Raw genomic sequence first — 25564 nt, 5'->3', positions numbered from 1 at the left:
ACCTAGGCCGCGACCCTCGCCACGAGGAAACGCAGCCGCTCGTCGACCGTGTCCCAGGCATCGCCGGTGAGGTCGTCCAGCGCGGCGGCGGCCGTGAGGATGAGCCGGTCGAGGCGCGCTTCCACGTCCTCCCATGTGTGTGTCACCTCGACTGCCTCACCGCGCGGGCCGGTGCCCAGTGCGCCGTACACGGCGGTGGCGATGGTGCCCATGTCGCCGCTGATCGCGAGGACCTGGAGGAGCCGGATGTCCCCGGCCGCCGTGATCTCCTCCTCCACGCGGCCCTGGAGCTGCTGCTCCACCACGGTCGCGCCATCCCCGCTCACGGTGTCCAGGGCGACCATGGCCGTCACGATGACGTCCGCGAGCTCCTTCGTGACGTCTCCCCAGTCGTGGGACGCGCCCTCGCACAGGTTGGCGCCAAGCGCCCCGTGAAGGGCCTCAGCCTCAGCGACCTCCCCCAGCTCCTCAGAAATCTTGAGCACGCTCAGGAGCCGGGCGTCCTCCACCGACGTCGGGACCGCGTCCGCGTCGAGCCACTTCCGCAGCCGCGTCACGTAGTCCCAGGTGTCAACCTTCACGCCGTCCTCCTCGGGTGGATTCTGCAGCAGGGTCAGAACAGCGCCGGCGCCGTGAGCTCCGCGGCGGCCGGGTCGGTCACGTCCAGCGGCGCCCCGGCGGTGAGCGCCAGGGCGACCGTGAGGGCGGAGTGGTCCGTGAGCCGGCCTTCGTCGGTCCGCGGCTCGTGCACGTACCGGCAGTCGGCCAGGCACCCAGCGAGGGGCCGGAGACGTGGGCGAGGGCGGCGAAGGCGGCGTGCGCGAGGTGGTGCTCGACCTCGGTGACCTGCCGGGGCCGGTGGTGGCCGAACAGGGCGGGGGCGAGGAGTTCGGTGATCAGCTCGGCGTCCGTGCAGATGTTGCTCGGCGTAGGCCAGGCCGGGTTGAAGGCGATGGTGAGACCGCCGCATGCGGGCCTTCACCGACGCACAGGAATGGATCATCGCCTACCGTCTGCCGCCCTACGCGCCCAACCTCCATGCCTTCGAAGGCATCTGGCCCATCCTCCGCAGGATCACCCAGGCAAACACCGCCTTCACCGACCCGATCACTCATCCGCCGGCTACGACACGGCCTCCGTCGGATCCAAAACCGTAGCGACATCATCAACGGATGCCTCACCGGCACCGGAGGCACCCTGACGACACCACGACTGCGAGGTCAGCAGTGGGGCTGGTGGTCTGCTCTTGCCAGTGGTGGGCGACGGTGACCTCGGCCCGGGACAGGTGCAGGAGGTAGAGGGCGCGGGCAGCGGTGGCCGAGCCGGCGTCGACGGCGTTCGGGAACCAGAACTGGACGCCCTCCATACAGCCGGACAGGTGCAGGGCTCGCGAACAGTGGGGCTGAGGGCCGGCTGTGGGGCCAGGCATCCGCGTCCAGGGCGATCGGGGTGAACTCCGAGCTGTCGACCAGGTCCCGAGCGAGCCGGTCGAGGGCGCGGGCGGCCCGCACGTGGCAGGTCGCGTCCAGCACCAGCTGACGCTCCGCACGGCTCGGCGGAACCCGGGAACCAGCCGCGGCACCGCCGTACGCCAGGGCACCACTTGCGGCCCCCCTGCCCTGTGAGGAAAGGACGGGGCTACGACTGCGACCTCGACGACATCGCGAGCCTGGTGTCGGCCGACCTCGACCCGACGCTCAAGCTGACGTGCACCACTCCGCCGCAGCGGCTCGTCCACGGACCACGTCGTCCGGATCCACGCCGAGATGATCACCAGTGTCCTGCGCGTCGGACTCACACGGGCCGAGTGAGAGGTCCGGTCGCTCGACTACGCTGACACCAGCGTTAGGCCCGCGTCCGCGATCCGGGATAAAGGCCCCTGACCTCTTCGAGGCGCCTGGAGGAAGCCGTGACCGCCGAACTCCCCGACTGGATGATCCCGCCCAGGATCAGCGGCTGGGAAGCCGATGACCTCGACGGCCTCGCCCAGGCACCGCGGCACACCGAACTCATCGACGGAGCCCTGATCTTCATGATGTCGCCGCAGCGGTCCTGGCACACCCGGCTGGTGGAGAACCTGACCTTCGCCCTGCGCCAGGCCGCCCCCGACGGGTTCGACGCCGAGCGTGAGATGACCGTCCGGCTCGACAAGAAAAGCCGCCCCGAGCCCGACATCCTGCTCACCACCGCCCCGTACGACCCCGACCGGACCTGGTACGCGCCCGAGGACGTCGCTCTGGTCATCGAGGTCGTCTCGGAGGAGTCGGCGGACCGCGACCGGTCCCTGAAGCCCTTCAAGTACGCACAGGCCAGGATCCCCCACTTCTGGCGCGTCGAGGACGAGACCGGCGCCCCCACCGTCCACACCTACGAACTCGACTCCATGACCAGCACCTACGTGGCCACCGGCATCCACCGCAACCGGTTGAAGGTCTCCGTCCCCATCCCCCTCGACATCGACCTCGACAGCCTCGTACCCTGACCGCCCTCCCGGACGCCGGGCCACGGCTTCGCGAGCTGGAAGCGTGAGCCGCCTCACGCCCCCCGAGGGCGAAGGTGAACGGTTCACGGGGCTCGTACCGGCCGGTGACGTCGCCGACCAGGTTGTCGGCGGTCGGGTCGAGGCGGGCGGCGCGGGTGAAGTCGACGCGGTCGAGGCGGGTCCAGACGATGTCGGGGCTGAAGGAGGACTCGCAGGCGTAGACGCGGTGAGTGAGCGAGGGTGCGCCAGATTGACATGGAGATGTTCGGGCGGGCCGCCTCCGTCGTGCCCAGCAGCGGCAGGGCGCCGCCGAACCCCTCGTACCCGTTTCAGATGGTCCAGCTGCTGATCAAGCGGCGGGGGCGCGGGCCCGCCCGGGGCGCCGCTCCTCATGAGCCATCGACCCGCCGCAGTCGACCGCATGCGCGGGTCCGTCCGGCCGCGTGGACCCCGTCGGCGGCTTATCACACCGCGGGACGCCGGACCGATCCGGGTGCGGACCATCGCCGGGGACTTCCCCTGTGGTGAGTTCAGCGCAGCACACCAGAACCTCCCATCCGCAAAAGCAACGTCGATTCCTCCATCGCCGACCAGACCCCCGACACGCCTCGGTGGACGGCACACACGCCCTGACTCCACCCACGTGTGAACACGCGGGTCTCCCGCGGTCGGCGGTGCCGCCGGTGTCGTGGCGAGGAGGGGGCGTGACGGTTCGACACGGCGGCGGCCATCCGGTCCGGCTACTCAGGGCGCAGGGGCGCTCCGCCCGTAAGGCCCAGGCGGGCCTGTTCCTCCTCGACGATCCGGCGCGCCGTCTCGGCGTCCGATGCGTCGACCGCGTCCGGGGTGGCCTCCGCCACAGCGCTGCGGCGGACATACGCGTCGAACAGGCGCGTCTTCCTCTCGAGCATCTCGCGCACGCGTTCGTCCACCCCGCCGGTGGCGAGGAGGCGGTGCACCTGTACCGGCCTGACCTGGCCCATGCGGTGGGCACGGGCCACCGCCTGGTGCTCGATGGTCGGCTTGATCTGGGGTTCGCAGATGATGACGACGGAGGCGGCCTGCATGTTGAGACCGACACCGGCCGCCTGGATCTGCGCCAGCAGCACCGCGGGACCCGAGGCTGCCGCGAAGTCGTCGACGAGCCGCTGCCGCTGTCCAGCCGGGACGCTTCCGGTGAGCGGGCCGAACACCGCCGGGCCGTCGGAGAGTTGGTCGGCGAGCGCCTGCTTCACCACGCCCAGCACGTCCTTGAAGTGGGAGAAGACCACCGTCTTCTGACCGTTCTCCCGGGCCTCCTGCACGATCTCTTGGAGCCGTCCCAGCTTGGCCGACTTCTCGGGACGCATGTATGCGGCCCTGCGCATCGCCATGAAATTGCCGGCGCGCACGGCTTCGAAGTAGGCGTCCTCGTCCGAGGCGCTCAACTCCTCCCACTCATCCGTCTGCTGGAGGCTGGGGAGCTCCCTCAGCACATCCTTCTGGTTGCGTCGCAGGTAGACCGGGGCGACGGCCTTGCGGAAGGCAGCGGATGTGGCCAATGCGTCCCACTCGTCCATGGATTCAGCGAGGCCGGGGGCGAGCATCCGGACCAGGTTGCGGAACTCGGCGACCCGGTTCTCCATCGGGGTACCGGTCATGAAGAGGGCACGGTCGCAGCGCTCCGCCCATTGGGCGACCGCCTGGGACCGCAGGGCCTTCGGGTTCTTCACACAGTGCGCCTCGTCGACCACGAGCATCCCGACTTCTCCGCCGCCCGGGGTGGGGAACCCGCGCAGCGCTTCGAAGGTGGTCACCGCGACCCCGCCGCGTCCCTTCCAGTCGGCGAACGCGAGGTGCCGGTCGGGGCCGTGGAGAAGCGCGGCGCGCAAGGTGCTGCGGGCTTCGATCTCCCGCGTCCAGTTCACCAGCACGCTCGCCGGGCAGACGACCATGAAGTGGCTCTGCCCCTCGGCAGCCAGGTGCGTCAGCGCGGCTATCGCCTGGATGGTCTTGCCGAGACCCATCTCGTCACCGAGGACCACCTTGCGCTGAGCGAGGGCGAAGCGCGCACCGAACGCCTGGTAGCCGCGCAGGGAGACCCGCCGGTGAGAGTCGTCGAGGCGCTGGGTCCGCACCCGCTCGGCGATCTCGTCCGGGACGAAGCCCTCGGAGGCGGCCGAGTCGGTCACCCGCCCGGAGATCCCCGCCAGCAGGCTGTAGTACTCGGCGGAGCGGAGTTCGAAGTCGACCCAGGCCGCGACGTCGCTCGAAGGTCCCCGCAGCAGATCCACCGACGCCTGGGCGAACAGCCCGGGCACCCCGGCCTGATCCGCCTCGTCCAGCAGCGACCGGATCTCCGCGACGGCCGCCAGCGCCCGGGCCCTCTTCTCCTGGCCCGCGAGCAGTGTCCGGAACCGTCCGGCGACCAGCTGAGCGTCAGCCAGCAGCGGACCGAGTCGCGCCGAGAGGACGGCGGCCCTGTCGACCGCGCGCCGGGCGTCCGGGCCGGCCTCCACCAGCACGTGCAGGGCTGTGACCAGGGCGGTGGTCCGTGGCTCCGGCCGGTCCACGTCGATGTGGACGGCGACGCTCTCGTGCGCGGCGTCGGCCAGTCTTCGAGCGGCGGCGAGGAGCTGGTCGACCGTGACCTGCCCGACACCGGGTATCTGCCGCAACCGGTACGGCCCCGCCTGAAGTACACGGCCTACCGTGCGCAGTCCGCTCCTCTCCACGATGCCCAGGCGCAGCCGCGCTTCGGTGGCTTCCTGCAGTCGGGCGACGGGGATGGCCTCGAGCTCCCGACGCACCTCGGCGTCATGGATCGGCTTCAGAGCCTCCCGTACCGCCCCGACCGCCCTGTCATGGTCGCCGGCAACTGCCCGCGCCGCCTCATACAGTCGCGCTCCCTTCGCGAGCGTCGCCCGTTCCCCACGCCCCACGCGTCCCCCTCTTCCACCCACCACCACCGGCAAGGGCCAACAACACTCGCCAGCCAGGTCGAAGCGGCGCCGCCGACCTGGGGAACACGACTACCACGATGGCTGCCCGACCGGCTACGTCGCAGGCCACATGGGCTCTCGCCGGGCAGACCCGACCGCGCAGGCCCCCCTTGGTCCCTGTCGGCTGCCCGGCACAGAGCCCTGGTTGTCGCCTCGCAGCCTGGGGTCAGAGCATCCAGCGGCGTACCAGGCCGCGAAAGCCGATCCCATCGCAAGAGCGAGTGATGCGACGAGAACTCGTTGGCGAGGAGGCCGCTTACGCAGCATCTCCGTCGGCGCCGATGGAATCCGGGACGCTTCGAGAGTTTGGCTGCCGCCTTGTCGGCGGTTTCCGATGTCAGGTGGGGCTCACCCGGACCTGTGGATGTGAGGATGGTGCTGTGATTGTGTTCCGCTGCCGTCATTGCCGATCTCACGTGAGTCGGGCTGTGCGAGAGGTCGCCCTGCCCGATGCGAACGACGCGCCGATGCCTTTCCGCATGCCCGAAGGGCAGGAATGCCCCCCTCGCCTGGCCCCGGGCACGTATGCGGTCGAGCCGGAGGCCTCTTTGAGTAAGTACGCGGCGCTGGGCATCGATATGTCCGGGGTTGTCCCTGCCGCGTTCGTCCTGTACCCCGGAGACGCGCGAGGTCTGGAACCGGTTCTCGGCAAGGGGCGACGCTCGGGCTGTTGCGGGCCGGCTGGACTGGACGGCCCGAATCTGGCGTGCGAGCGGTGCCATGCGGAGCTCGGCACCGAGATGGCGGATTGCTGCACGTATCAGCAGATAGCTCTGCTTGCCGGTGCGGTGGAACGTGCAGACGCAGACCCGGACGAGACGAGCGCGTAGCCGCTGTCGGGTTGCCGACCCCACCACGGCTGGCCACCGCGTACTCTGCCGGTTCCTGCCGCACTTCCGGCGCCGGCCAGGACCACCCCCGGTCTTCCGGGGAACTGATCCCTGGTGGCGCGGCGAAGGGCTGTCTCCGCAGTGCCCTCTCTCGCACTCGGCCCGCCCGGGAACCGGCGCCACGCCATCCCCGAGGGGCAGTCGCTCGTCTCACGTGTGCGTGGGCGCCGAGCTCTTGGCGGCGTGCTCGACCGCCGCGGCCGCCAGCGCCCGGATGATCGGGTGGACCCGGGTTCCGTCGCCCGCGAGCTCGGGCTGGAACAGGGTCGCGAGGAAGAACGGGTGGCCCGGCAGTTCGGCGATACGCACGTCACCTGCGTCATCGGTGCCGCTGAAGCGCAGACCGTGCGCGCGCAACGCATCCAGATAGGGCGTGCCGAGTCCGTACGAGCAGTGGTACCGCTCCAGGGTCCGCTCGGCTCCCAGGACACGCTCCGCCAGTGATCCCGCCTCTACCGTGACCGCGCCCTCGTGACCGACCAGGGAGCACGCCAGTGGAACGATCAGCAAGTCCTCGGCCTCCGGCTGGTTCTCCGCATGTTCAAGGCCGACGAGCCCGCAAACGTCACGCGCGAACTCCAGGACCGCGTGCTGGAAACCACCGCAGGTACCCAGAAACGGGATCCCCGCCTCACGGGCGGTGCGGACGGCCGCGATCGCCCCGGCTTCGCTGTCATACGGGCTGCCCGGCACCAGCCAGACGGCATCGAACCCGGCGAGGGAGCCGCCGGATTCCGCCTCCCGGGTCGGAATCCAGTAGGCGTCCAGGGCGAGCTGGTCGCGCTGGACCAGGGCGTCGAGGAGTTCAGGGATACGGGCGTGGGCTCGCACGCCGGGCGAGCGGTCGCCCACCAGGGCGAGACGGGCTGTCCAGAAGTTCCCGGGTTGAGGCATGCGCACATCCTGCCCCAGCCATCGAGTTCAGCACCAACGATGAAGATTCATGGTTCGATAAGCAATACTGATGGACATGGATCCGCACCTCCTCCGCACCTTCGTGGCCGTGGCGCGCTGCGGTTCCTTCTCCGAGGCGGCTCGTGAGCTCGGCTACACACAGTCGGCGGTGTCCCAGCACATCGCCGCGCTCGAGAACGACCTCGGAACACTCCTGCTGCAACGGCGTCCGGTCTCTCCGACGGTCGCAGGCGTCCGGCTACTGGAGCATGCCGGGCCGCTGCTGCTGCGGCTGGACGCCGCCCGCGCGGACATCACGCGTCTGATTGCGGCACCAGCCGCCCGCATCACCCTCGGTGTCTCACCGCTGGCCATGACGTCACGGCTCACCGTCCCTCTCGCCGGCATCCGCCGGACGCAGCCCCTCCTGGAGGTGGCGGTGCGGGTCCTTGGCCGCGAAGCCGTCACCCGCGAACTCGCGACCGGCACCCTGGACCTCGGCTTGATCGACGGCATGGCGGCCCCCAACGACCCGCTCCACCTCCCCGACATCGGCCCGCTCACCACGATGGCCGTCACCGAGGGACCGCTGGCCGTCGCGCTGCCGGCTCAGCACCCGCTGGCCGACCGGGCCAACCTCGACCTGGCCGACCTCGCCGACGCCCGATGGATCGACGCACCCGACACCGCAGTCCCTCTCGCACAGTTGCGCACCGCGAGCGGAACCAACGGCTATCGCCCGTCCCTGCGCTACGAAGGGACCGACATACGCGGGCTCCTCGCCCTCGCCGCCGCAGGACACGGACTCGCGCTGCTCCCCACGCAGGCGATCGACGGCATACCCGGTCTCAGTCCGGTCCCCGTCTGCGCACCACGATTGGTGCACCGCACCGAGGTCCTCCACAGCGACACGTCGGACGGCCCCCTCGCAGTCCTCGCCACAGCCCTGACGGCAGCAACGCGATGACCAGGCGGCCACCAGTGCCGCACCCCTGGAACGGCGCCGACCTGCCGAGGCGCGTGCACGACCAGACCGCCGCGCGTGCCGAGAGCATTGCCGAGCAACTTCGCCTCCATCCGAAGGTGAAAGCCGAGGACGACGAGGGTTGCCGGGCCCTGGCCGACAAGTTCCCCGGTCAGGTCATCGCCCTGCCGAAGAGGCCCAAGGACGACGCCGGAGGGCGACAAGCGGGCTGGGCGCGAGATACGCCGCCACCGGTCCTCCCGCCGCATCGTCGTCGGGCACGCCGGCGTCTAAATGCGACAGGGGCGGCCAAGACTCTCCGGCCGGGGCGAAGCTGAGGGTCACATCGAGTTGGACGCCGTAGATCGTTGAATATGAGGCGGCCCCCTTGAAGTCCAGTGTCTTGGTGGAGGCGTTCAGTTATCGTGAACACGCATGGGCATCCACCCCCGGGTGCCGAACGTTACAGAGCAAACGCACAAGCTCACGGAAGGCCAGGGCGCCGCACATGCGACAGCGTCGGTTGCGAGATCTGCGGGTATCGGCCCTTGGGCTTGGTTGCATGGGCATGTCGGCCTACTACGGTTCCGCCGACCGCGACGAGGGCATCGCGACCATCCGCCACGCACTCGACCTCGGCATCAACTTCCTCGACACCGCGCAGGTCTACGGCCCGCTCACCAACGAGTCACTGGTCGGCGAGGCGATCAGAGGCCGCCGCGACGAGTTCGTGATCGCCACCAAGTTCAACAACCGGATGGACGACGCGGTGCCGGGCGACATGAGCACGGTGGGCCGACAGGACGGTTCGCCCGAGCACGTCAAGAGCTCCGTCCACGGCTCGCTCACGCGCCTGGGAACCGACTACATCGACCTCTACTACCAGCACCGGGTCGACCCCCACGTGCCGATCGAGGAGACCGTCGGCGCCATGGCGGAGCTGGTCGCCGAGGGCAAGGTGCGTCACATTGGGCTCAGCGAGGCGAGCGCGGACACCATCCGGCGCGCCCACGCCGTCCACCCGATCACTGCCGTAGAGACCGAGTACTCCCTGTGGACGCGGGATCCGGAGGCCGAGGTTCTGCCCACCTGCCGGGAACTCGGTATCGGTTTCGTCCCCTACTCACCGCTGGGCCGTGGCTTTCTCGCCGGCCGGTTTTCCTCCCTCGACGAACTGGACGAGGGCGACTTCCGACGCAGTGGTCCCCGCTTCGCCGGCGGCAACCTCGAGGCCAACCTGCGGCTGGCGGCCAAGGTGAAGGAGATCGCGGCAGAGAAGGACGTGACACCGGCGCAGCTGGCGATCGCCTGGGTTCTGGCTCAGGGAGACGACGTGGTTCCGATCCCGGGCACCAAGCGCCGCAGCTACCTCGAGCAGAACGCCGGCGCGGTTGATGTCGAACTGACCAAGGACGATATGGCCCGCATCGACGCTGAGCTCCCCGAGCCGTCCGGAGAACGCTATGACGAGGCTGGGATGAGGTCCGTGGACCGCTAACCTCGCTAACCTCAATCCTGCATGACGGCTCGTCAGCTTGACTGACGGGCCGTTTTTGCTTGTCCGGGCGCGGTGTTTCTGCGCGTGGGCATGGCGAGCGCACGGCTGTCGCGCCGGGTGGGCGCCGGATTCCACGGCTCCGGGGGTGGTCGGGTGCTCGTCGGGACAGGGCTTCGGTGCTGTCAGCCCGGGTTCGGTAGGGCTTGCAGCCGTTCGAGGGCGCCTGTGATCACATTGGTCCAGGGCCAGTGGCGGGCGAGGCGGAGCACGCGGCGGCGGCCGGTGGTGACGAGCTGGGCGGCGGCGGAGAACAGCCGTAGCCGCAGACGCTTGGGTTCCCACCGACGGGCGGGCCCGGCCAGGGCGAGCATGGGCATCCAGGCGAGCAGGTCGAGGCGAGCTGCACGATCTCCAGCCAGACCTGGTTCTGCGCGGCGTCGTGGAGGGGCAGGTTGCGCGGGCCGGTATCGCGGGCGGCACGGATCCGGTCCTCGGCGCGGGCCCGCTGGCGGTGCCGCAGCTCCAACTGGGCGATCGGGGCGTGGGTGGTGTTGGTAGCGAAGCAGGTCAGCCGCAGCCCGTCGGCGTCGGTGAAGCGCAACTGCGCGCCGGGTGCGGCCGTTCCTTGCGGACGATCAGCCGCATGCCCTTCGACCAACCCTTGAGGACGTCCCCTGCGAGTTCGGCCACCCAGGCGCCGTCGCGGACCTCGCCGCCCGGCTCGACAGCCGGAGTCCAAGCCGAGGCCGGGACCCGGAGCACAGCGGCGTGGATGGCGTCGGTGATGGTCATCCCCACCGAGTACGAAAGCCACCTTCCGTGTGCAGTAAGCCAGTTGAGGAACTTGTGGGTGCCGCCGCCGGAGTCGGTTCGGATCAGTGTGCGGCGTCCACGCCGGTACTTCTTCGGCAGCTGGGCCAACGCCAGGCGGGCGGCCTCGATGTGGTCGGCGGCGGTGTTGCTGCCCGCGTTCCCCGGTCTCAACAGGCCGGCGACCGGTTCCCCGGACCCCTCACGGCCGTGGTCGACGAACGCGAACAGCGGGTGGTGCCCGAACGTCTTCTTCCAGGTCTTGGCGGCGTGCTCTTTCTCGGATCGTGCCGGGACCAGCACGCCGTCGATGTCCACGATCACCTCGCCGCCCACGTCCGGGGCCGCCTCGCGGGCCAACCGCCAGGCCCGTGCGCGGACTTCGGCCCTTGCCCGGCGGATCGCCGTCAGCGCCTTGGGTCCGGCCGCAGCCAGGGTGTCGACCAGGCGGGAGACCGTCGGGTCGGAGGCGACCGGCCCGAACACGGCCGGCTCGGCCCGCAGCACCGCGACATCTGCCAGGCAGTCCCCGCCCAGGGCCACCGCGAGCGCGACGTCCAGCAGGATCTTGCCGCGATCATGGACCGCCCGCTCCTTGCGCCACGGCGTCAGAGCCGCCGACAGCGCCGCGTCCAGCCCTGCCTTGCGGGCCGTCTCGACACGTAGCACGGCGCCGGAGTGCGAGACGGCCCCGCGACCATCGCCCTCGACGCGGACACGTGGGTACAGCCCGGTACGCTTCTTCACCTGAGGAGTGCAGCTTTCCTGACGACGACATGGACCCTGGACAAGCCCTGTCGCCCCAGGTCAGAGGCACTCCTCGCTCTTTTGGTCACGCCTCGGACAGACCCGCTCGTGAAAGCGCGAGGTTAGCCGGTGCCAGCACGCCGGTGGGTCATTCCACCGCGGGCAGCCGGACGACCCGGGTCCAGGCCGCTACCGCCTTCAGGGCGGAGCCCGCGGCCAGCCCCCAGGCCGCACCCAGCGCGGAGCCGCTCAGCAGGTACCCGCCGAGCATGAGGACGACCGAAAGCAGCGAGAACACCACCTGCACCGACAGGGTGGCACGCGGGCTGAGCACCCGGAGGGTCACCAGAGCACAGGTGCCCAGGCCCATCACCGCGTACTGGGCGCCCGTGGCGGGCAGCAGGCTGGACGCCGACTGCCAGGTGGCGCCGAGCAACTGGCGCCCCGCACCGTCGGGCAGGTCGTGGAGTACCAGACCCCAGGCGAGGCCGGCGGCGCAAAGCAGCAGGCCGAGCACGGCCGCGGCGCGGGCGGTGGCCCGGGGGCCCCCGAAGCGGTTCAGCAGCGGCGGCCCGAACGCGTTCACCGAGTTGAAGAGCACGTTGAGCGGACCGAAGAGGGTGGACGCCCCGCGCAGCGCGCCGACCGCCAACGGAGCCGCGAACAGACCGAGGCCCAGCACGGCGAGCTGGCTTGAGGCGTTGCCCACGGCGAACTCCACCGCGAAACGCTGCCCGAGGTGGCCCCTGCGCAGATACGGCCGCAGATCGGTCCGGGCGCCGCGCACCCGTGGCCACAGCAGGCGCAGTCCGAGCAGCAGCGCGGGCACGGCCGACAGGCCCCAGACGGCGACGAGCAGCCCCGGCGCGGTGTGCTGCGGCTGGATCAGCAGCGCGGGCACCACGCACAACAGGCGCAGAGTGTCGGCGGCCAGCGCCAGGCCGGGGCGTCGCAGGGTCGAGAACGTATACCTGAGGGTGTCCTGGACCAGCACCAGCGGCAGGACGAGCCCCAGCGCGAGGAAGGCCCCGCCATGTCCGGCCCAGCTCCCACCGGCGACGGCGGTCGCCACCCCGGCGGCGGCGAGCAGGGCACCGCCCGCGACGGCGGCGAGCGCGGTGAACGAGACCCCTGACCGGCACGCGGCACCGGTGGCGGCTGCCTCGCCTCGGGTGAGGACCACGACCTGGCCGACGTAAGCGGTGTTGAGGCCGAGCAGCACCGTGAAGGTCAGGTAGACCATCGAGAAGGCGGCGAACCCCTGCGCGGTGGAGACCCGGGCGGCGATGACCAGGACGGCGATGTTGGTGAGACTGGACGCCGCCTGATCGAGCACTGAGGCGACCACCGCGGTCGCACGCCGCGGCACGGGCGGCTGCCGGGACGACTCGGACGTCCCCGGCGGATCGGACTCCCGATCCGGCGCCTCCGGCTGGTCCGGTGCCTGGCCGGACGCCCCGGGCGCGGTCACAGGTCTCCGGAACGGACGGTGCGCAGAGCCATCGTGGCGCTGGGGTTGGTGTGCGGGTCGAGTTCGGGCTCGGGGCGGCGCCCTGGCGGCGCCGCCCGGTCAGCCGGAGCCGAAACCTTCCGGCGCCGGTGGCTGCCGGACTGCGGAGGGGAATCGGTTCCGCCCCGGCGCGGCTCGGTGTGCGTCACCGCGCCGAGCACGGTGCCGCCCGCGCCGACGATCAGCTCACGGATGCGGATGAGGTCGGCTCGGTGCACGGTGCGTGGATCGCAGACGATGAGCACGCCGTCGACGCGGTCGACGAGCGCGAGGGCGTCCGCGTAGGCGAGCACGGGCGGTGCGACGACCACCACGGTGGCGTCGGGGTCGTCGGCCTCGGCGATCAGCTGAGTGACCCGGGCGGAGGTCAGCGCGCGCGGGACGTTGCGTACCCGTTCGCCGGGGATGAGGCCGAAGGCCCCGGACTCGCCCGCGTCGACCACGAGCTGGCCCCGGCCGGGCCACTCCCCTTCGGTGAGATCACCGTACTCGCCACCGCCGTAACCTTCTCCGCGGCTCCAGCGGGGCCGGGACGCGGTGGACACGTCGAGGAGTTCGGAAAGTGACGGGGTGCGCAGATCGGCCTCGACGAGCAGCACGCGCTTGCCGGTCTCCGCGAAGGACGCGGCGAGGTTGGCCGCCACGGCGGCGCTCGCCTCCATGGAGCCGCGCGGGGCGACGACCAGCACCCGCCGCCGGTCGGCGAACTTCTCGTCGTAAGCGAGTCGGAAGGCGATCGAGCGGTACTCCTCGGCCGCCCGGGAGTCCGTACGGCCGACCTCCAGGGCACCGGCGGAACCGCGCGGCAACGCGCCCAGCACGGGGCCGCGCACCGCGCGGGCCACGTCGCCGGCCGAACGCGGTGCGGGGTCGAAGACCAGCCGTACCCAGGCGACGAGCAGTCCGAGGCCGACGCCGACCAGCCCGCCGAGGCCGAGCGCCAGCGGCAGGCCCGGCCCGTCGGGCGCCGCGGGCGGGACCGCGTCGCGGATCACGTTGCCGGGCGTCATGTCGAGCGCCTTCAGACTGGTGATCTTGGAGCTCAGCTCGGTGATGCGATTGAGCAGGTTGGCCTGCTGCGCGTAGAGCGAGTCGGCGCGGGAGCCGTCGGACAGCCCTTTGATGTCCTTGGAGAGCTTGTCGTTGCGCAGGGCGATGGGATCCAGCTGGTCCTGGAGGCTCTTGACCATCACCGTGCGGTAGGACTCCCACTGCTCCTTGCTCAGACTGACATACGCCTCGGTCAGCGCGTTGGCGCGGCGGGCCGCCTCCTGCGGGTCGGAGGCGTTGTAGGTGAAGTGCAGCACCAGGGTCTGCGGCGGAGTGGTGACCTGGAGCCCACTCTGGAGCCCCTCGACCTCGTCCTGGCCCATGCCCAGCTTCTTCGCGGCGCGCTCGGCGACCTTGCGGCTGAGCGCCGTCTGCCGTTCCGAACCCATGTTGATCGCCTTGTCGATCGACAGGGTCGGCGCGAAGGGGTCACTGGAGGGGGCGCGCAGGACGACATCGGTGGTGGCCGCGTAGCTGTCGGCGCCGGTGACGCCGAGCCATGCGCCGGCCAGCAAACCCACCCCGACCCCGCCTGCGATCAGCCAGCGGTAGCGCAGCAGCTGGCGGAACTGCTCGCGCAACTGCTCCGGCTCGTCCTCCGCCCGGATCGTGACATGTGTCTGGCTCACCTTCCAGGGCCCCCCATTGCCTCGTCGATCAGCGCGTCGATCCGCGCGAGACCCGCTTCCCGTGACAGATGGGCCGCCACATGGCGCGGTCCTGCCGCACCCAGCTCGTTCGCCGTCAACGGATCCTGAGCGAGTTTACGCACCGCGGACAGAAACTGATCCGGATCCTCTGGTTCCACGAGCACTCCGGCACCGGAGCGCAGTACCTCGCGGGCCGTACCGCCCTCCGCGGCGACGGACGCGACCACGGGGCGGCCGGCCGCGAGGTACGAAGTCAGCTTGGACGGCACGCTCATGTCGAGCACCGAGGCCCGCTGGGTGACGGCGAGCACATCGGCGGCGGCGAGCACATCCGGGAAGTCCGCGTCAGGAACCGGAGGCATGAATTCCAGATTGGGCAGCCCGCCGGCCAACTGGGCGAGGTGCTCACGCTGGTTGCCGTCGCCCATCAGCAGTATCCGGGTGGCCGGATCGCGGCGGGCCGCCTCCACCAGCACCTCAAGCCCCTGCTTGAGGCCCATGTTGCCGGAGTGCAGGACGACCGTCTGCTCGGGCCGCCAGCCGAGGCGCTCCCGGGTAAGCGCCCGGGGCGCCGACGGCGCCTGTATGTGCGACCAGTTGGGCACCAGGCGGATACGGCCGGGGTCCACTCCCATCGCCCGTACCCGGTCCACGAACGTCTCGTGGATGACGCCGACGAGAGTGGCCCGCCGCAGCACCCACGCCTCCGCGAGCTCGGCCAGCTCAGCGGCCCGGCCACCGCCGCCCTTGATACCGGACTGCGCCGCGGCGGCGCCCATCAGGTCCTGTACGACGGGCACGTACGGGGCCCGATGCCGGGCGGCGATCCGAGCGCCGAGCACTCCCCCGGCGAGACTGGGCAACTGGGCGAGCACCGCGTCGAGCCGGCCGGTGCGGGGAGGTGCGACCAGGCCGTGGGCGAGAATCGAGCCCTCGAACACGCCGCGACGCAGGGCGGTCTGCCGTGGCGGGATGCTGTGCCGGCGGCGGTGCACCGTGACACCTGCACGCCGCTCGGTGGCCCGCCACACCTTGCGGTAGGCGGGGTCGAGCTGCCAGGACGGATAGTGCGGAAGGCCCGTGAGCACATGGGTGTCATGCCCGCGGCTCGCCCAGTGCTCGGCGATGCCGGTCGCGTAGGGGCCGATGCCGGTGTGCTCGGGCGCGTAGTTGGTGGACACCAGCAGCAGCCGCCGCCCGCCGTCCTCGCCATTGGTCTGTGTCACGCGACGAAACCTTCCCCCCGGCCACCCGCCTCGGTGGCCTCCCCAGTATGTTCACACCCCACGGGACCCCCTGACCCCGCGTGGTGCTCGGAGGTGAACCAGGTCGCACCCGATTGTTCACTCTCCCCGCACCCAGCATGAACGCTATCGTCAAATTCTGCGCGCTCCTGTCAACGGGTGCGCGCGGGGGGACACCAACGAACAAGGGGGGCATTTGTGCCATCGAGCGAGCGGTACCGCGTGGGCTACGCACCCGGCGCCTACGATCTCTTCCACATCGGGCACCTGAACATCCTGCGCCACGCCCGCGCCCAGTGCGACTACCTGGTGGCCGGGGTCGTCTCGGACGAGATGGCCGAGATGGCCAAGGGCAGGCGACCCATGATCCCGCTGGTCGAACGGCTGGAGATCGTGCGCAGCATCCAGTACGTGGACGCCGCGTTCGTCGAGACCGTGCCGGACAAGGTCGAGGCCTGGAAGCAGGTGCGCTTCGACGTGCTGTTCAAGGGCGACGACTGGCGTGACACACCGAAGGGCGAACGCCTGGAGCGCGACTTCGCCGCGGTGGGCGTGGATGTCGTCTACTTCCCGTACACCGTCCACACGTCGAGCACCCAACTGCGCCGTGCCATCGACGCCCTCGGTGGGCCGCCGCGCCTCAGCGACGAACTGCTGACAGCTCCCGAAACCATTTGACGAGGAAGGCGACGAGGAAGAGCACGGCGGCGGCGGCGAGCCCGGTGTAGGCCCAGCGGAACACTCCGCCACCGCCGAGCAGCAGGAAGACCAGGCAGAACACACCGTGGTCCACGGGCAGCAGCGCCACCGCCCGCACAGTGGACGGCGCGGTTGTCTGCCCCGGTGCCGCCTTGGGCTTGAGCTGCTCGGTGAGCAGGCCCCCGAAGAACGTGACGACGGCGGCGAGCTGGAAGCCCAGCGGCACCAGCAGCCAGCCGTCGGCCGAGGTCCCGAAGTGCCCGGGGTACCGGTAGAACGCGATCAGCACCGCAGTGTGCAGCGCGGTGAGCTTGGCGCAGTCGACCACATGATCAAGCCATTCGCCCGCAGCACTCCCACCGCCGCGCAGCCGCGCCAGCTGCCCGTCAGCCGAGTCGAAGGCGAACCCGACCGCAAGCCCGAGCCACACCAGCAGACCCACCGCCCAGGTGGGCCGGGCGAACGCCACCGCCAGGACCGCCGCGAAGCTGAAGGCCGCACTGATCAAGGTGACCTGGTTGGGCGTGAGTCCCAGCCGGTGGGAACCGGCAGCGAGATACCGCCCTGCGGGCCGGTTCACGAACCGCGAGTACAGCGACACCCCTTTCGCGCTCTTCTGCGCGGATTTCAACTGTGTCAGCGCCGATGTGCCGGTAGCTGTGCTGCTCATCGATCCCCCCGGACCTCAAGACCCCACTGATGACTCCCCCGCCCCACATCATCACAGGTGAGCAGGCGCGAAGACGAACCAACGGGAAACTGACCGGAAACGACACCACCTGGTCACGGCCAGTGCGGCACGGTCGGTCGGCAGCCGCAGGGCCGCCGTGCGGCACACGGGCGGATGGCGAGGGCCGGCGCCCGTGCGCCGGAGCCTTGATAGCTCTCACCAGCCGAATTCGAACAGTAATAGCAGAGAGCGCGTACACTCACACTCGCAGCATGAACCTCCGTGTTCACACTCCCGGGACGCCTCACTGAGCCGGGTCTCCTGACGCACTGTCGTCCCGTCCGAGTTCGGCGCCGAAGTCGAATTCGAACGGTCCGCGTTGCTGCATGCCGCGGGCGAGCAACTCGGCCAGCCTCGCGCGTCCGTTCGGCGAGACCGCGGCCGTGCGCAGCGCCTGACCGGACTCCACGATGTCCTCCAGCCGGAGCGCCGACCGGCGGTTGATGATGTCCTTGGCGGTGGACAGCGCGTTCTGGTCGAAGCGCGCGATCCGTGAGGCGAAGCCGTCGACGAAGGCGTCGAGTTCGGCGTCGGGCAGGGCCCGGTTCACCCACCCGTACCGCTCTGCTGTCGCGGCGTCGAAGTCCTCGGAGCCCAAGACGATCTCCAGAGCGCGTGAGCGTCCGACCAGGGCGGGCAGGATCTCCATCGCGCCGCCTCCCGGGACCACTCCCGATCCCACTTCCGGCTGGCCCAGAACCGCCTTCTCGATACTGGCGAAACGCAGATCGCACGCCAGGGCGAACTCGCTTCCCGCGCCCCGTGCGCGGCCGCGCAGGCAGGCGATGCTGACGAAGGGAGCCCGTGCCAGGCGCACCACGACGTCCGGCCAGGGCGGCAGGCCGGTGGGACCGGTGTCGGTGGGCATCTCGGCTGCCCGGACCGCGTCGTAGTGCGCCAGGAAGAACTCGTCATCAGCGCTGCCGAAGACGACAACCTTCACATCCCGGTCACTCTCCAGCCGGGTCAGAAGATCCCGCAGGCCGGCCATGACCTCCGGGTCGATCAGGTTCAGGGGCGGGTTGTCGAAGGTGACCTGCCAGTAGGCGGCGGAGTGGCGGTGAATTCTCACCGGGGAGGTGGGCACAGAGATTTCCCGATTCCTGATCCAGGGACAGAAGACCGACGATGCTGCGCGCTTCCCGGTCGCGTCGTCCAGTCGTGCTTTGACCCTCACACACTACTAGGGCGTGTCCGGCGGATCATGAGCGGAGCCATAACCGGATGGCGCCCGTCGCCCCGGTCAGCGCAACCCGGCCGCCCGGTCCTGCCGGAACGTGGTGATCAGCGCGATGCAGCAGGCCGCGATCGCCACCCGCCCAGAGGCCTGCAGCAGCGGCCCGCGCAGCAGGATGAAGGAGTACCCGGCGACCAGCGGCACCGTCAGCGCGATCAGGCTGCCCGGTGGCGACCGGCGCACCGCTCGCCGCGCGTGGCGGCGGTCGACCCGCGCAGCGGTGTAGCCCAGGGCCACGAACCCCGCCACCATGCCGACCGGTCCGAAGTCGATCCACAGTTCGGCCCACACCGGTGACGAGAGGTTGGTGTTGACGGCTCCCATCCACTCGCCGACGATCACGCCGGTGTCCATCGGCTTGTCCGGCCAAACGGATCGGGGCACCGCGAAGAGCACCGAACCCGCGAGCTGGCGGCCGTAGGTGTGGCCACGCCCCGACCGCACGTATGTGACGGTGTTGGCGAACATGCCGACCTGGTCGTAGTCCTTGATGGTCAGCGGTTCCAGCGGGGACGTGGTCTCCAGCGGGCGGTAGTTGTCGTCGTCGTAGCGGAACCGGTCCGAGAACGGGAACACGATCAGGGCCACGATCACGCCCAGACTCAGTGCGACGCGGTAGAACGCGGCGCTCACGGGGAAGACGGTGAACAGCAGCGAGAAGAGGACGGTCAGGAACCAGAAGCGCGGGTTGGAGATCGGGTTGTTGACCACACCGTTCAGCCCCGTCAACGCCACCCACGTGGCGATGGTCATGCCGGAGCGGCGCGCGCGCCGCGAGGTCACCAGCCACCGTGTGTACGCCAGCCAGGCGATCAGGGCGGGCACGGTGCCGAAGCCGCGCACGATGGCCTGGCCCGCCTGCGAGTCCGCCTGGGAGAGACCTGCGTCCTGGACGCTGCTGATGATCTCCTGCCGGCTGGTGAAGAACACCGCGGGACCGCCCAGTTTGACCATGAGGAGGGCCGAGCCGGCGAAGGCGGCGATGGTCAGCAGGTACAGGCGGCGGCGGTGCACCAGCGCCGTGCGCAGCCCGTCGTCCCGCTCGCGGCCCGGCCGCTGGCGGGCCAGCAGCGAGCCGATGTCGAAGGCGACGCAGCCGATCAGCACGAGCGCGATGGCCTCCGTCAGTTCGGTGCGCGCCCCGACCACCGGGGTCGGTGTGCGTCCGAGCACGGTCTGGACGAGCGGTGCCACGCCCATCGCCATGTAGACGAACAGCCAGAACGACCCCGCGAGCAGCTTGCGCCGGCTTGTGAGGATCATCGCCGACAGCCGCAGGCTCGAGTACACCGTGAGCGCGAACTGCGTCCACAACGCGGAGTCGTACAGGCCGGTGCCCGGCTGTACGAGCACCAGCAGCGGGAGGAACACCGCGAACCCCAGCACCAGCGGGATCGACAGTGCGCGCGAGAGCAGGGTGCGCGGTGAGAACGACGGCATGGCGGAGTACTCCCGCGCACCCGGCTCGTCCGCGTCCCGGCCGTATGCCGCAGGCGCCGCCACGGCGCCCCGGTCCTTGTGCTGCGTCATGGCGTCACCGCCCCCGCCCCCGATAGAGATCCCCGCCGCAGTCTACGGACGCGCTGCCTGCGATGAACACCCAGCTACTACAGTTGTGGCCGAGTGGCGTCCCGGGGACGCCGTTGGGGGTGGATCGATGCGTGACCTCCCGGCCTTCACACTGGCCGGATACGACAAGGGACGTAGCAGAATCGTTCAGGCGCTCTGGTTCGCGGTGATGAACACGGTCTTCATGGCGTGGTTCACCCCGGCCAGGGTCAGGACGGCTCTGCTGCGTGCCTTCGGTGCCCGGATCGGGACCGGAGTGCTCATCCGGCACCGCGTGCGCGTGCTGTGGCCGTGGAAGCTGGCCGTCGGCGACCACACCTGGATCGGCGAGGGGGCCTGGATCCTCAACCTGGAGCCGGTCGCCATCGGCTCGCATGTGTGCGTGTCCCAGGAGGCACTGCTGTGCACCGGCAGCCACGACCACCGGGCCGCCGACTTCCGGTACCGCAACGGGCCGATCACGGTGGACGACGGCGCGTGGATCGCCACCCGCGCCACGGTGCTGGCCGGGGTGAAGGTCGGCCGCTGTGCTGTGGTCGGCGCCGGAGCGGTGCTCCACAAGGACCTGCCGGAACTGACCATGCACACCGCCGACCACCAACGCAGGCCCGTCGAGGAGCCGGTATGAGAGTGCTGCACGCGGTCACCCTGCACAGCACCACCCATGCCTTCGGAGGCCCGGTGCGGGTGGCCCTCAACCTCTGCAAGGGGTTGCGGGAACGCGGACACGACGCACGCGTCACCGCGCTTGCCGACGGCTTCCCGGCGCCGCTGCCCGAGGAGATCGAGGGCGTGCCCGCCCGGCTGTACAGGGCGCGCAGGATACTGCCGCTGGGATTCAGCGGCCTGACCTCGCCCTCGCTCCTCGCCGGGGCGCACCGCCTCGTACGTGCGGCCGATGTCGTCCATGTGCATCTGGCGCGGGACCTGGTGACGCTCCCGGTCGCGCTCGCCGCGCTGCGCGCCGGGCGGCCACTGGTCCTCCAGACGCACGGCATGGTCGACCCGAGCGAGCGGCTGTCGGCCCGGCTGCTCGACGCGGTCGCCCTGCGCCGGGTGCTGACCGGTGCCCACGCGGTGCTGCACCTCACCAGCCGTGAACTCCGCGACCTGAACGCGGTGGTGGGCGGAGCCGGGCTCGACCGCGCCGTCCGCCTGGTCAACGGAGTCCCCGCGCAGCCCGACGGACCTGCCCCGCAGGGCCCACCGCGCGTCCTGTACGCGGCCCGCCTGCAGGCCCGCAAACGCCCCGCCGACCTGGTGGATGCGGCACCCGCGATCCTCGCCCGGCACCCGGACGCGAGCATCGTGGTGGCCGGGCCCGACGAAGGCGAACTCGCGTCCGTGCGGCGGCGGATCGACGAGCTGGGACTCGCCGGGAAGGTGAGCTGCCCGGGACCGCTGACCGGGACGCAGATGACCGAGGAGCTGCGCCGGGCACACGTCTACGTGCTGCCTTCGGTCGACGAGCCGTTCCCGATGTCGGTTCTGGAGGCGATGGCCGTGGGCACCCCGGTCGTGGTGACCGACTCCAACGGCCTGGCCCGCGATGTGGACCGCTCCGGAGCAGGCCGTGTGGTGACCGGTCCCGACGGTATCGCTCCCGCGGTGCTCGACCTGCTGGAGCCGTCCGTACGCGAGAACGCGTCCGCGTCGGCCCGCGAACTGACGGCCGAGACGTTCTCCATGGGAGCGGTCCTCGGCACGCTGCTCGACGTGTACGAGCGGTCCCAGGACGGGTGAGGGCCCTCCGGGGCTTCGGGGTCCTTCCGGGGGCTTCGTCGAACTGCTCACCGCCGGGCCGGCCGACGCGGGCGTGGGGCGGCCGTTCACGGTGGCCGGGTGAGCGGCAGAACAGGCGGCGACTCCCCCCGGCTCAGCCGGGGGGAGTCGCCTGGACAGACGGTGCTTACGCGGGAAGCCAGGCGTAGCAACCGGTCGAGACGAACGTGCGGGTCCCGGCCGGGATCTCCGCCGTCACCTTCTTCCCGGCGCCCGTGCCGGGGCCGGCCGCCAGCACCTTGCCTTCCTCTCCCATCGCCTGCCAGGTGCAACCCGCGGCGGTGGTGAGAGCCTGGTAGGTGCCGGGCTCCGGGTTCTTCCGGGTGCCGTCGGCGAACCCGGTCGCGGCGGCGTCCAGCAGGGGCTGCTGCTTCGGGCACAGCTGCTTGATCGCGGCGTCCGCCTCCGGCAGGTCCCCGGAGATGATCGCGCCGATCGCGGCGTTCTTGTCGTGGGCGGCGGTCCGCTCGATGCGCTGGCAGGTCTCCTGGCCGGTCTGGAGTACGGCGGCCGGGTCCATGTCCACGGGTACTCGGCCGCTCAGGTACTTCTTCTCGTTGGCGGTGAAACTGCCGGTCGCCGGGCTGAGTTTCGCGTCGGGCAGGACCGGGCCCTTGGAGGCCGGGGCCGACGGGCCCTCGGAGGGCGTGCTCGCCTGTGAGTCGGTTGTGGCGGTGGCCTTCTTGCCGGAGGTGCTCTGGGTGGGCTTGGCCTTCGCCTCCGCGTCGCCGTCCGAGCTGCAACCGGCGAGGGCGAGCAGCGCGGTGAGAGCGACGACGCCGACCGCGCCGCGCCGGACAGGCCGGGGAATACGAGTGTGCATGGTGGCTCCTGCGGGGCCGGCGGGCCCCGGGGTATGGAGGCGGGCCCACACGGAGGTGCGGGCCCGGAGGGTGTGCGGGCCCACACGGAGGTGCGGGCCCGCACGAAGGGGCGGCGAGGTTACGGCGCCCCGAAGGTCAGCACCAGCTGCGGGGTGTTCTCCGCGGCCGACGCCTCACCGGACCACAGCCACAGGGCGTCCGTTCCGGTGCTCGTGAGCGCCAGGTCGTAGCTGCCGCCCAGAGCCGGCGAGAGCGCCCCGGTGTCGAGCGCCGTCGAGTAGAGCGACGACAGCTCGGTCATCCCGGTCAGCGTGCCGATCGCGGTTCCGGAGACGGCCGGCTTGGAGGCGTAGGTGGTGCCCGACTCCGTCCAACTTCCGGTGAACGGCCGCACGGAGACCTCGTCCGTGCTGCCCGCGCTGCTCAACGTGGTGGTCTTCACCGTGAGCCGCGCGCTCTTGAGCACGGTCCCGGCCGGGGCTGCCGGCAGGTCGAAGCGCAGATACGTCTCGTACGCCGCGCTGCCGCGCACCGCCAGGGAGGTGGAGGTGCCGTAGTTGGTGCTGGCGGCACCGGCGTTGACATACGTGTCGTCCGCCGCCTTGACCGTCTGCACGGTGTCGGCCGCGGCCGAGGCGAGGGCGTGGTGCTTCTGCACCTGGGACGCGCTCAGCACCGACGGGTAGATGGCCGTCTCGTCCATCTGGCCGGCGAAGTGGTAGCTGGTGGGCCGGTTCGGCCAACCGTTGAGGTTGTCCCCGCCGGTGCGCCAGTAGCCGCTGTAGCTCTGGTTGCTGGTCTCGGCGAGCGTGCCGACCTGGACGCCGTCCACGTACAGGGCCATCCCGGAGGCGCCCTGGGTGGCGACGACGTGGTGCCAGGCACCGTCGTTGTAGCTGTCCGGGGTGGTGATGGTGCGGGCCGTACCCGTCCAGACGCCGAAGATCAGCTGACCGTTGTTGCGCATGTAGACGTGCTTGTCGTAGTTGCCGCTGGTCCCGGTGGTCCGGTCGCCGAACCCGACCAGCTTGCCGCCCCGAGTGGTGGTCGTCTTGAACCAGGTCTCGATCGAGTACTGGCTCGGCACCGTGGTCCGCTTCTCGCTGTAGACCCACTCGTTGCTGCCGTTGAACCCGATCGCGGTGGACGTGCCCGTCACGGCGGCCGGAGTCTGGCGCAGCGAGGGCCCGTTGACCTGGACGCCGTTCTGGTCACCCGACGAGCTGTCCCCGATGAACGGGCTGGCGGACTCGTCGTAGCGCCAGTACAGGTTGGCGCCGTCACCCAGCACCTGCGCCGGGTAGTTCTGGGCGGAGGTCGGCACCGTCACCGTGACCGTGGACGACAGCCCGGAGGCGTTGCCCGCGGCGTCGGTGGCGGTCACCCGGTAGCTGTAGGTGGAGCCGGGGGTGACGTTCTTGTCGGTGAACGAGAGCTGCGGGCGGGACCACTCGACGGAGTCGCCCTCGACCGTGTACACGGGCGAGGATCCGTTGTTGCGGTAGACCTTGTACGTCAGCCTGCTGTCGTCCAGGTCGTAGCTCGAACGCCAGCGGACCCGGGCCTCGGTGGGCGACAGGGCCTCGGCGCTGACCGCAGGCACCGTCGGCGCCCCGATGTCCGGGGAGGACGCGAAACGGGTCAGGCCCTGGGCCGCCGCGCCGTTGACGGTGGTGAACTCGCCGCCGACCCACATGTATTTGTTGTCCGAGGTCTCGGAGACCACCATGGCGCGCGGGCCGATGCCCTCGGCCAGACCGTCGTTGGTGTCCGGGAACCAGCCCAGCTTGTTGGTGCCGGTGGTCGGCTCCGCGAGCAGGTGACGGCGGCGGCCGTCGGGGAACTCCCCGACACTGGAGCAGTCGTGTGCGTGCGACGCGCTGTACAGCACGCCCTCGTACGATTCGACGGCCTGGGTGGCGCCGAGGCAGGTGTCCCGCCAGCGCTGGTTCATCGTGGACAGGTCCAGCGCGATACGGCCGTCGAAGACACCGCCGCCGGTGCCCTCGTTGCCGGTGTAGAAGCCGGTGGCGTCGGTGTCGAGCGCCTTGACCACCGATCGGCTCTCGATGAAACCGGGGTAGGTGCGGACGTTGGCGCCGGTGGTCGCGTCGACGACGGCCAGGGCGTGCGAGTTCGCGCCGTTGACGGCGAAGAAGTCACCGCCGAGGATCACGTTCTTGCCGTCAGGGGTGACCGCGACGGCCCGGCCGGGCTCGTCGACATCGGCCTGGAACGGCTTGACCGCGCCGCTGGTGGCGTCCACGGCCGCGTAGCGCTCGTGCCTGGCCCCGCCGACGGAGGTGAAGTCGCCGCCCAGGTAGACGGTGTCGCCGGTGACCGCGAGCGCCCGCACGGTGGCGGGGACGCTCGGGCGGAAGTCCGCCTTGGGCGTGCAGGTGGCGATGTCGATGGCGGCGAGGCTGCTGACCGGGACGTTGTTGACCGAGCCGAAGTAGCCGCCCGCGTACAGCGTCTTCTTGTCCGGTGAGACCGCGAGGGCCCGCACGGTCGCGGTTCCGCTGCCAACGGCGAAGGACAGCTTGCAGGACGTGGGGTCGCCGGTCGCCGCGTCGAGCGCGACGAAGTTCAGCGCGTTCTGCGCGGTTCCGCTTTCCCCGTCCGGCGGGCGCACCTGGGAGAAGGTGCCACCCGCGAACACGGTGCCGTTCGCCTCGGCCAGGGTCCAGACGATGCCGTTGGTCTGCCAGGTCGGCAGGTCGTCGGCGGTGAAGGCGACGGGCGAGGTGATCGCGGATGCGGACCGCGGAAGGATCGTGATCAGGCCGAGGCCTCCCGCTGCCGCCACTGACAGTGCGAGGGCGACGCTGATCCGCCCTCTTGTTCTTCTGTGCATGTACCCCCCGGCTTCTGAGCCCGCTCGCGGACTCTCTGCCTTTTGACGTGCCCGCCTATTTCCCCCTGGGTCGGGGCGGGCCGTACGAACGTGTTGGTGCGCGAACTCTACGAGTGCATGACACTTCGCGGAACGCATTTGACGCA

At 70.6% G+C, this 25564-nt stretch carries 19 protein-coding genes and 1 pseudogene; 6 read left to right on the top strand and 14 right to left on the bottom strand.

The genetic code is table 11. The annotated features are described in order from the left end of the window. Positions 1 to 2: 2 nt before the first annotated feature. The 3 genes from FEF34_RS44025 to FEF34_RS33390 form a co-directional block, all read right to left on the bottom strand. Complete coding sequence (locus tag FEF34_RS44025; RefSeq protein WP_325063658.1) at positions 3 to 581, bottom strand: MazG-like family protein; 579 nt, start codon at positions 579 to 581, stop codon at positions 3 to 5. Positions 582 to 613: 32 nt separating this feature from the next. Then, entirely contained in the window at positions 614 to 751 is a 138-nt protein-coding gene (locus FEF34_RS42145) for a hypothetical protein (RefSeq protein ID WP_199800709.1), read from the bottom strand. Between the two features lie 426 nt (positions 752 to 1177). Beyond that, on the bottom strand, positions 1178 to 1429 hold the full coding sequence (locus tag FEF34_RS33390; protein WP_138056492.1) for a hypothetical protein: 252 nt from the start codon (positions 1427 to 1429) through the stop codon (positions 1178 to 1180). Between the two features lie 504 nt (positions 1430 to 1933). Between FEF34_RS33390 and FEF34_RS33385 the strand changes: the two genes are divergently transcribed. Beyond that, positions 1934 to 2482, top strand: a complete 549-nt coding sequence (locus tag FEF34_RS33385; protein ID WP_407698368.1) for a Uma2 family endonuclease — start codon at positions 1934 to 1936, stop codon at positions 2480 to 2482. A 740-nt stretch (positions 2483 to 3222) separates the two neighbouring features. On the opposite strand, the gene FEF34_RS33380 is transcribed toward FEF34_RS33385, so the two are convergent. Together FEF34_RS33380 and FEF34_RS33375 are read right to left on the bottom strand one after the other, a co-directional pair. Continuing rightward, positions 3223 to 5403, bottom strand: coding sequence for a DEAD/DEAH box helicase (locus FEF34_RS33380; RefSeq protein WP_171053186.1), 2181 nt, complete (start codon positions 5401 to 5403; stop codon positions 3223 to 3225). 1100 nt (positions 5404 to 6503) lie between these two features. After that, positions 6504 to 7247, bottom strand: coding sequence for a CTP synthase C-terminal region-related (seleno)protein (locus tag FEF34_RS33375; protein WP_138056489.1), 744 nt, complete (start codon positions 7245 to 7247; stop codon positions 6504 to 6506). 76 nt (positions 7248 to 7323) lie between these two features. Between FEF34_RS33375 and FEF34_RS33370 the strand changes: the two genes are divergently transcribed. Both FEF34_RS33370 and FEF34_RS33365 read left to right on the top strand, forming a co-directional pair. Next, positions 7324 to 8214, top strand: coding sequence for a LysR family transcriptional regulator (locus FEF34_RS33370; protein ID WP_138056488.1), 891 nt, complete (start codon positions 7324 to 7326; stop codon positions 8212 to 8214). A gap of 505 nt (positions 8215 to 8719) precedes the next feature. After that, positions 8720 to 9709 (top strand): aldo/keto reductase, encoded by a 990-nt coding sequence (locus FEF34_RS33365; protein ID WP_138056487.1) that lies wholly within the window; start codon positions 8720 to 8722, stop codon positions 9707 to 9709. Positions 9710 to 9891: 182 nt separating this feature from the next. Here FEF34_RS33365 and FEF34_RS33360 read toward each other — a convergent pair. From FEF34_RS33360 to FEF34_RS33345, 4 genes and pseudogenes are all read right to left on the bottom strand, one after another. Beyond that, positions 9892 to 11266: pseudogene (locus tag FEF34_RS33360) on the bottom strand (IS1380 family transposase). 148 nt (positions 11267 to 11414) lie between these two features. Continuing rightward, a complete protein-coding gene (locus tag FEF34_RS33355; RefSeq protein ID WP_234042644.1) occupies positions 11415 to 12737 on the bottom strand; it encodes an MATE family efflux transporter in 1323 nt (440 codons plus the stop codon). Continuing rightward, positions 12734 to 14455 (bottom strand): lipopolysaccharide biosynthesis protein, encoded by a 1722-nt coding sequence (locus FEF34_RS33350; protein WP_138056486.1) that lies wholly within the window; start codon positions 14453 to 14455, stop codon positions 12734 to 12736. Before FEF34_RS33350 ends, FEF34_RS33355 begins: the two co-directional genes overlap by 4 nt. Further along, positions 14452 to 15660, bottom strand: coding sequence for a glycosyltransferase (locus tag FEF34_RS33345; RefSeq protein ID WP_138057880.1), 1209 nt, complete (start codon positions 15658 to 15660; stop codon positions 14452 to 14454). Before FEF34_RS33345 ends, FEF34_RS33350 begins: the two co-directional genes overlap by 4 nt. Before the next feature lie 258 nt (positions 15661 to 15918). On the opposite strand from FEF34_RS33345, the gene FEF34_RS33340 reads away from it, so the two are divergent. Further along, positions 15919 to 16398 (top strand): adenylyltransferase/cytidyltransferase family protein, encoded by a 480-nt coding sequence (locus FEF34_RS33340; protein WP_138056485.1) that lies wholly within the window; start codon positions 15919 to 15921, stop codon positions 16396 to 16398. On the opposite strand, the gene FEF34_RS33335 is transcribed toward FEF34_RS33340, so the two are convergent. From FEF34_RS33335 to FEF34_RS33325, 3 genes are all read right to left on the bottom strand, one after another. Then, positions 16361 to 17089 (bottom strand): CDP-alcohol phosphatidyltransferase family protein, encoded by a 729-nt coding sequence (locus tag FEF34_RS33335; protein ID WP_138056484.1) that lies wholly within the window; start codon positions 17087 to 17089, stop codon positions 16361 to 16363. The two genes, FEF34_RS33340 and FEF34_RS33335, sit on opposite strands and share 38 nt — an antisense overlap. Positions 17090 to 17393: 304 nt before the next feature. Next, positions 17394 to 18236, bottom strand: a complete 843-nt coding sequence (locus tag FEF34_RS33330) for an enoyl-CoA hydratase/isomerase family protein (protein WP_199800708.1) — start codon at positions 18234 to 18236, stop codon at positions 17394 to 17396. Positions 18237 to 18392: 156 nt separating this feature from the next. Then, a complete protein-coding gene (locus FEF34_RS33325; protein WP_138057878.1) occupies positions 18393 to 19826 on the bottom strand; it encodes a hypothetical protein in 1434 nt (477 codons plus the stop codon). A gap of 217 nt (positions 19827 to 20043) precedes the next feature. Here FEF34_RS33325 and FEF34_RS33320 point away from each other — a divergent pair, with 217 nt between their 5' ends. After that, positions 20044 to 20583 carry a WcaF family extracellular polysaccharide biosynthesis acetyltransferase gene (locus FEF34_RS33320; RefSeq protein WP_138056483.1) on the top strand — a complete coding sequence of 180 codons (540 nt, stop codon included), beginning with the start codon at positions 20044 to 20046 and terminating at the stop codon, positions 20581 to 20583. Further along, entirely contained in the window at positions 20580 to 21698 is a 1119-nt protein-coding gene (locus FEF34_RS33315; RefSeq protein ID WP_138056482.1) for a glycosyltransferase, read from the top strand. The genes FEF34_RS33320 and FEF34_RS33315 overlap by 4 nt, the downstream gene beginning before the upstream one ends. 166 nt (positions 21699 to 21864) lie before the next feature. Here the strand turns inward: FEF34_RS33315 and FEF34_RS33310 are convergent, their stop codons facing one another. Then, the gene (locus FEF34_RS33310) at positions 21865 to 22560 is read right to left on the bottom strand and encodes a hypothetical protein (protein ID WP_138056481.1); all 696 of its coding nucleotides are present in this window, start codon (positions 22558 to 22560) and stop codon (positions 21865 to 21867) included. Positions 22561 to 22679: 119 nt separating this feature from the next. Beyond that, positions 22680 to 25418: a CBM96 family carbohydrate-binding protein gene (locus FEF34_RS33305; protein WP_138056480.1), complete on the bottom strand. Its 2739-nt coding sequence runs from the start codon at positions 25416 to 25418 to the stop codon at positions 22680 to 22682. Positions 25419 to 25564 lie beyond the last annotated feature (146 nt).

The organism is Streptomyces marianii (assembly GCF_005795905.1).
GTDB classification, from domain to species: domain Bacteria; phylum Actinomycetota; class Actinomycetes; order Streptomycetales; family Streptomycetaceae; genus Streptomyces; species Streptomyces marianii.
Note: the sequence above shows the minus strand (reverse complement) of the source record. Positions and strands in the feature narration are given on the sequence as shown.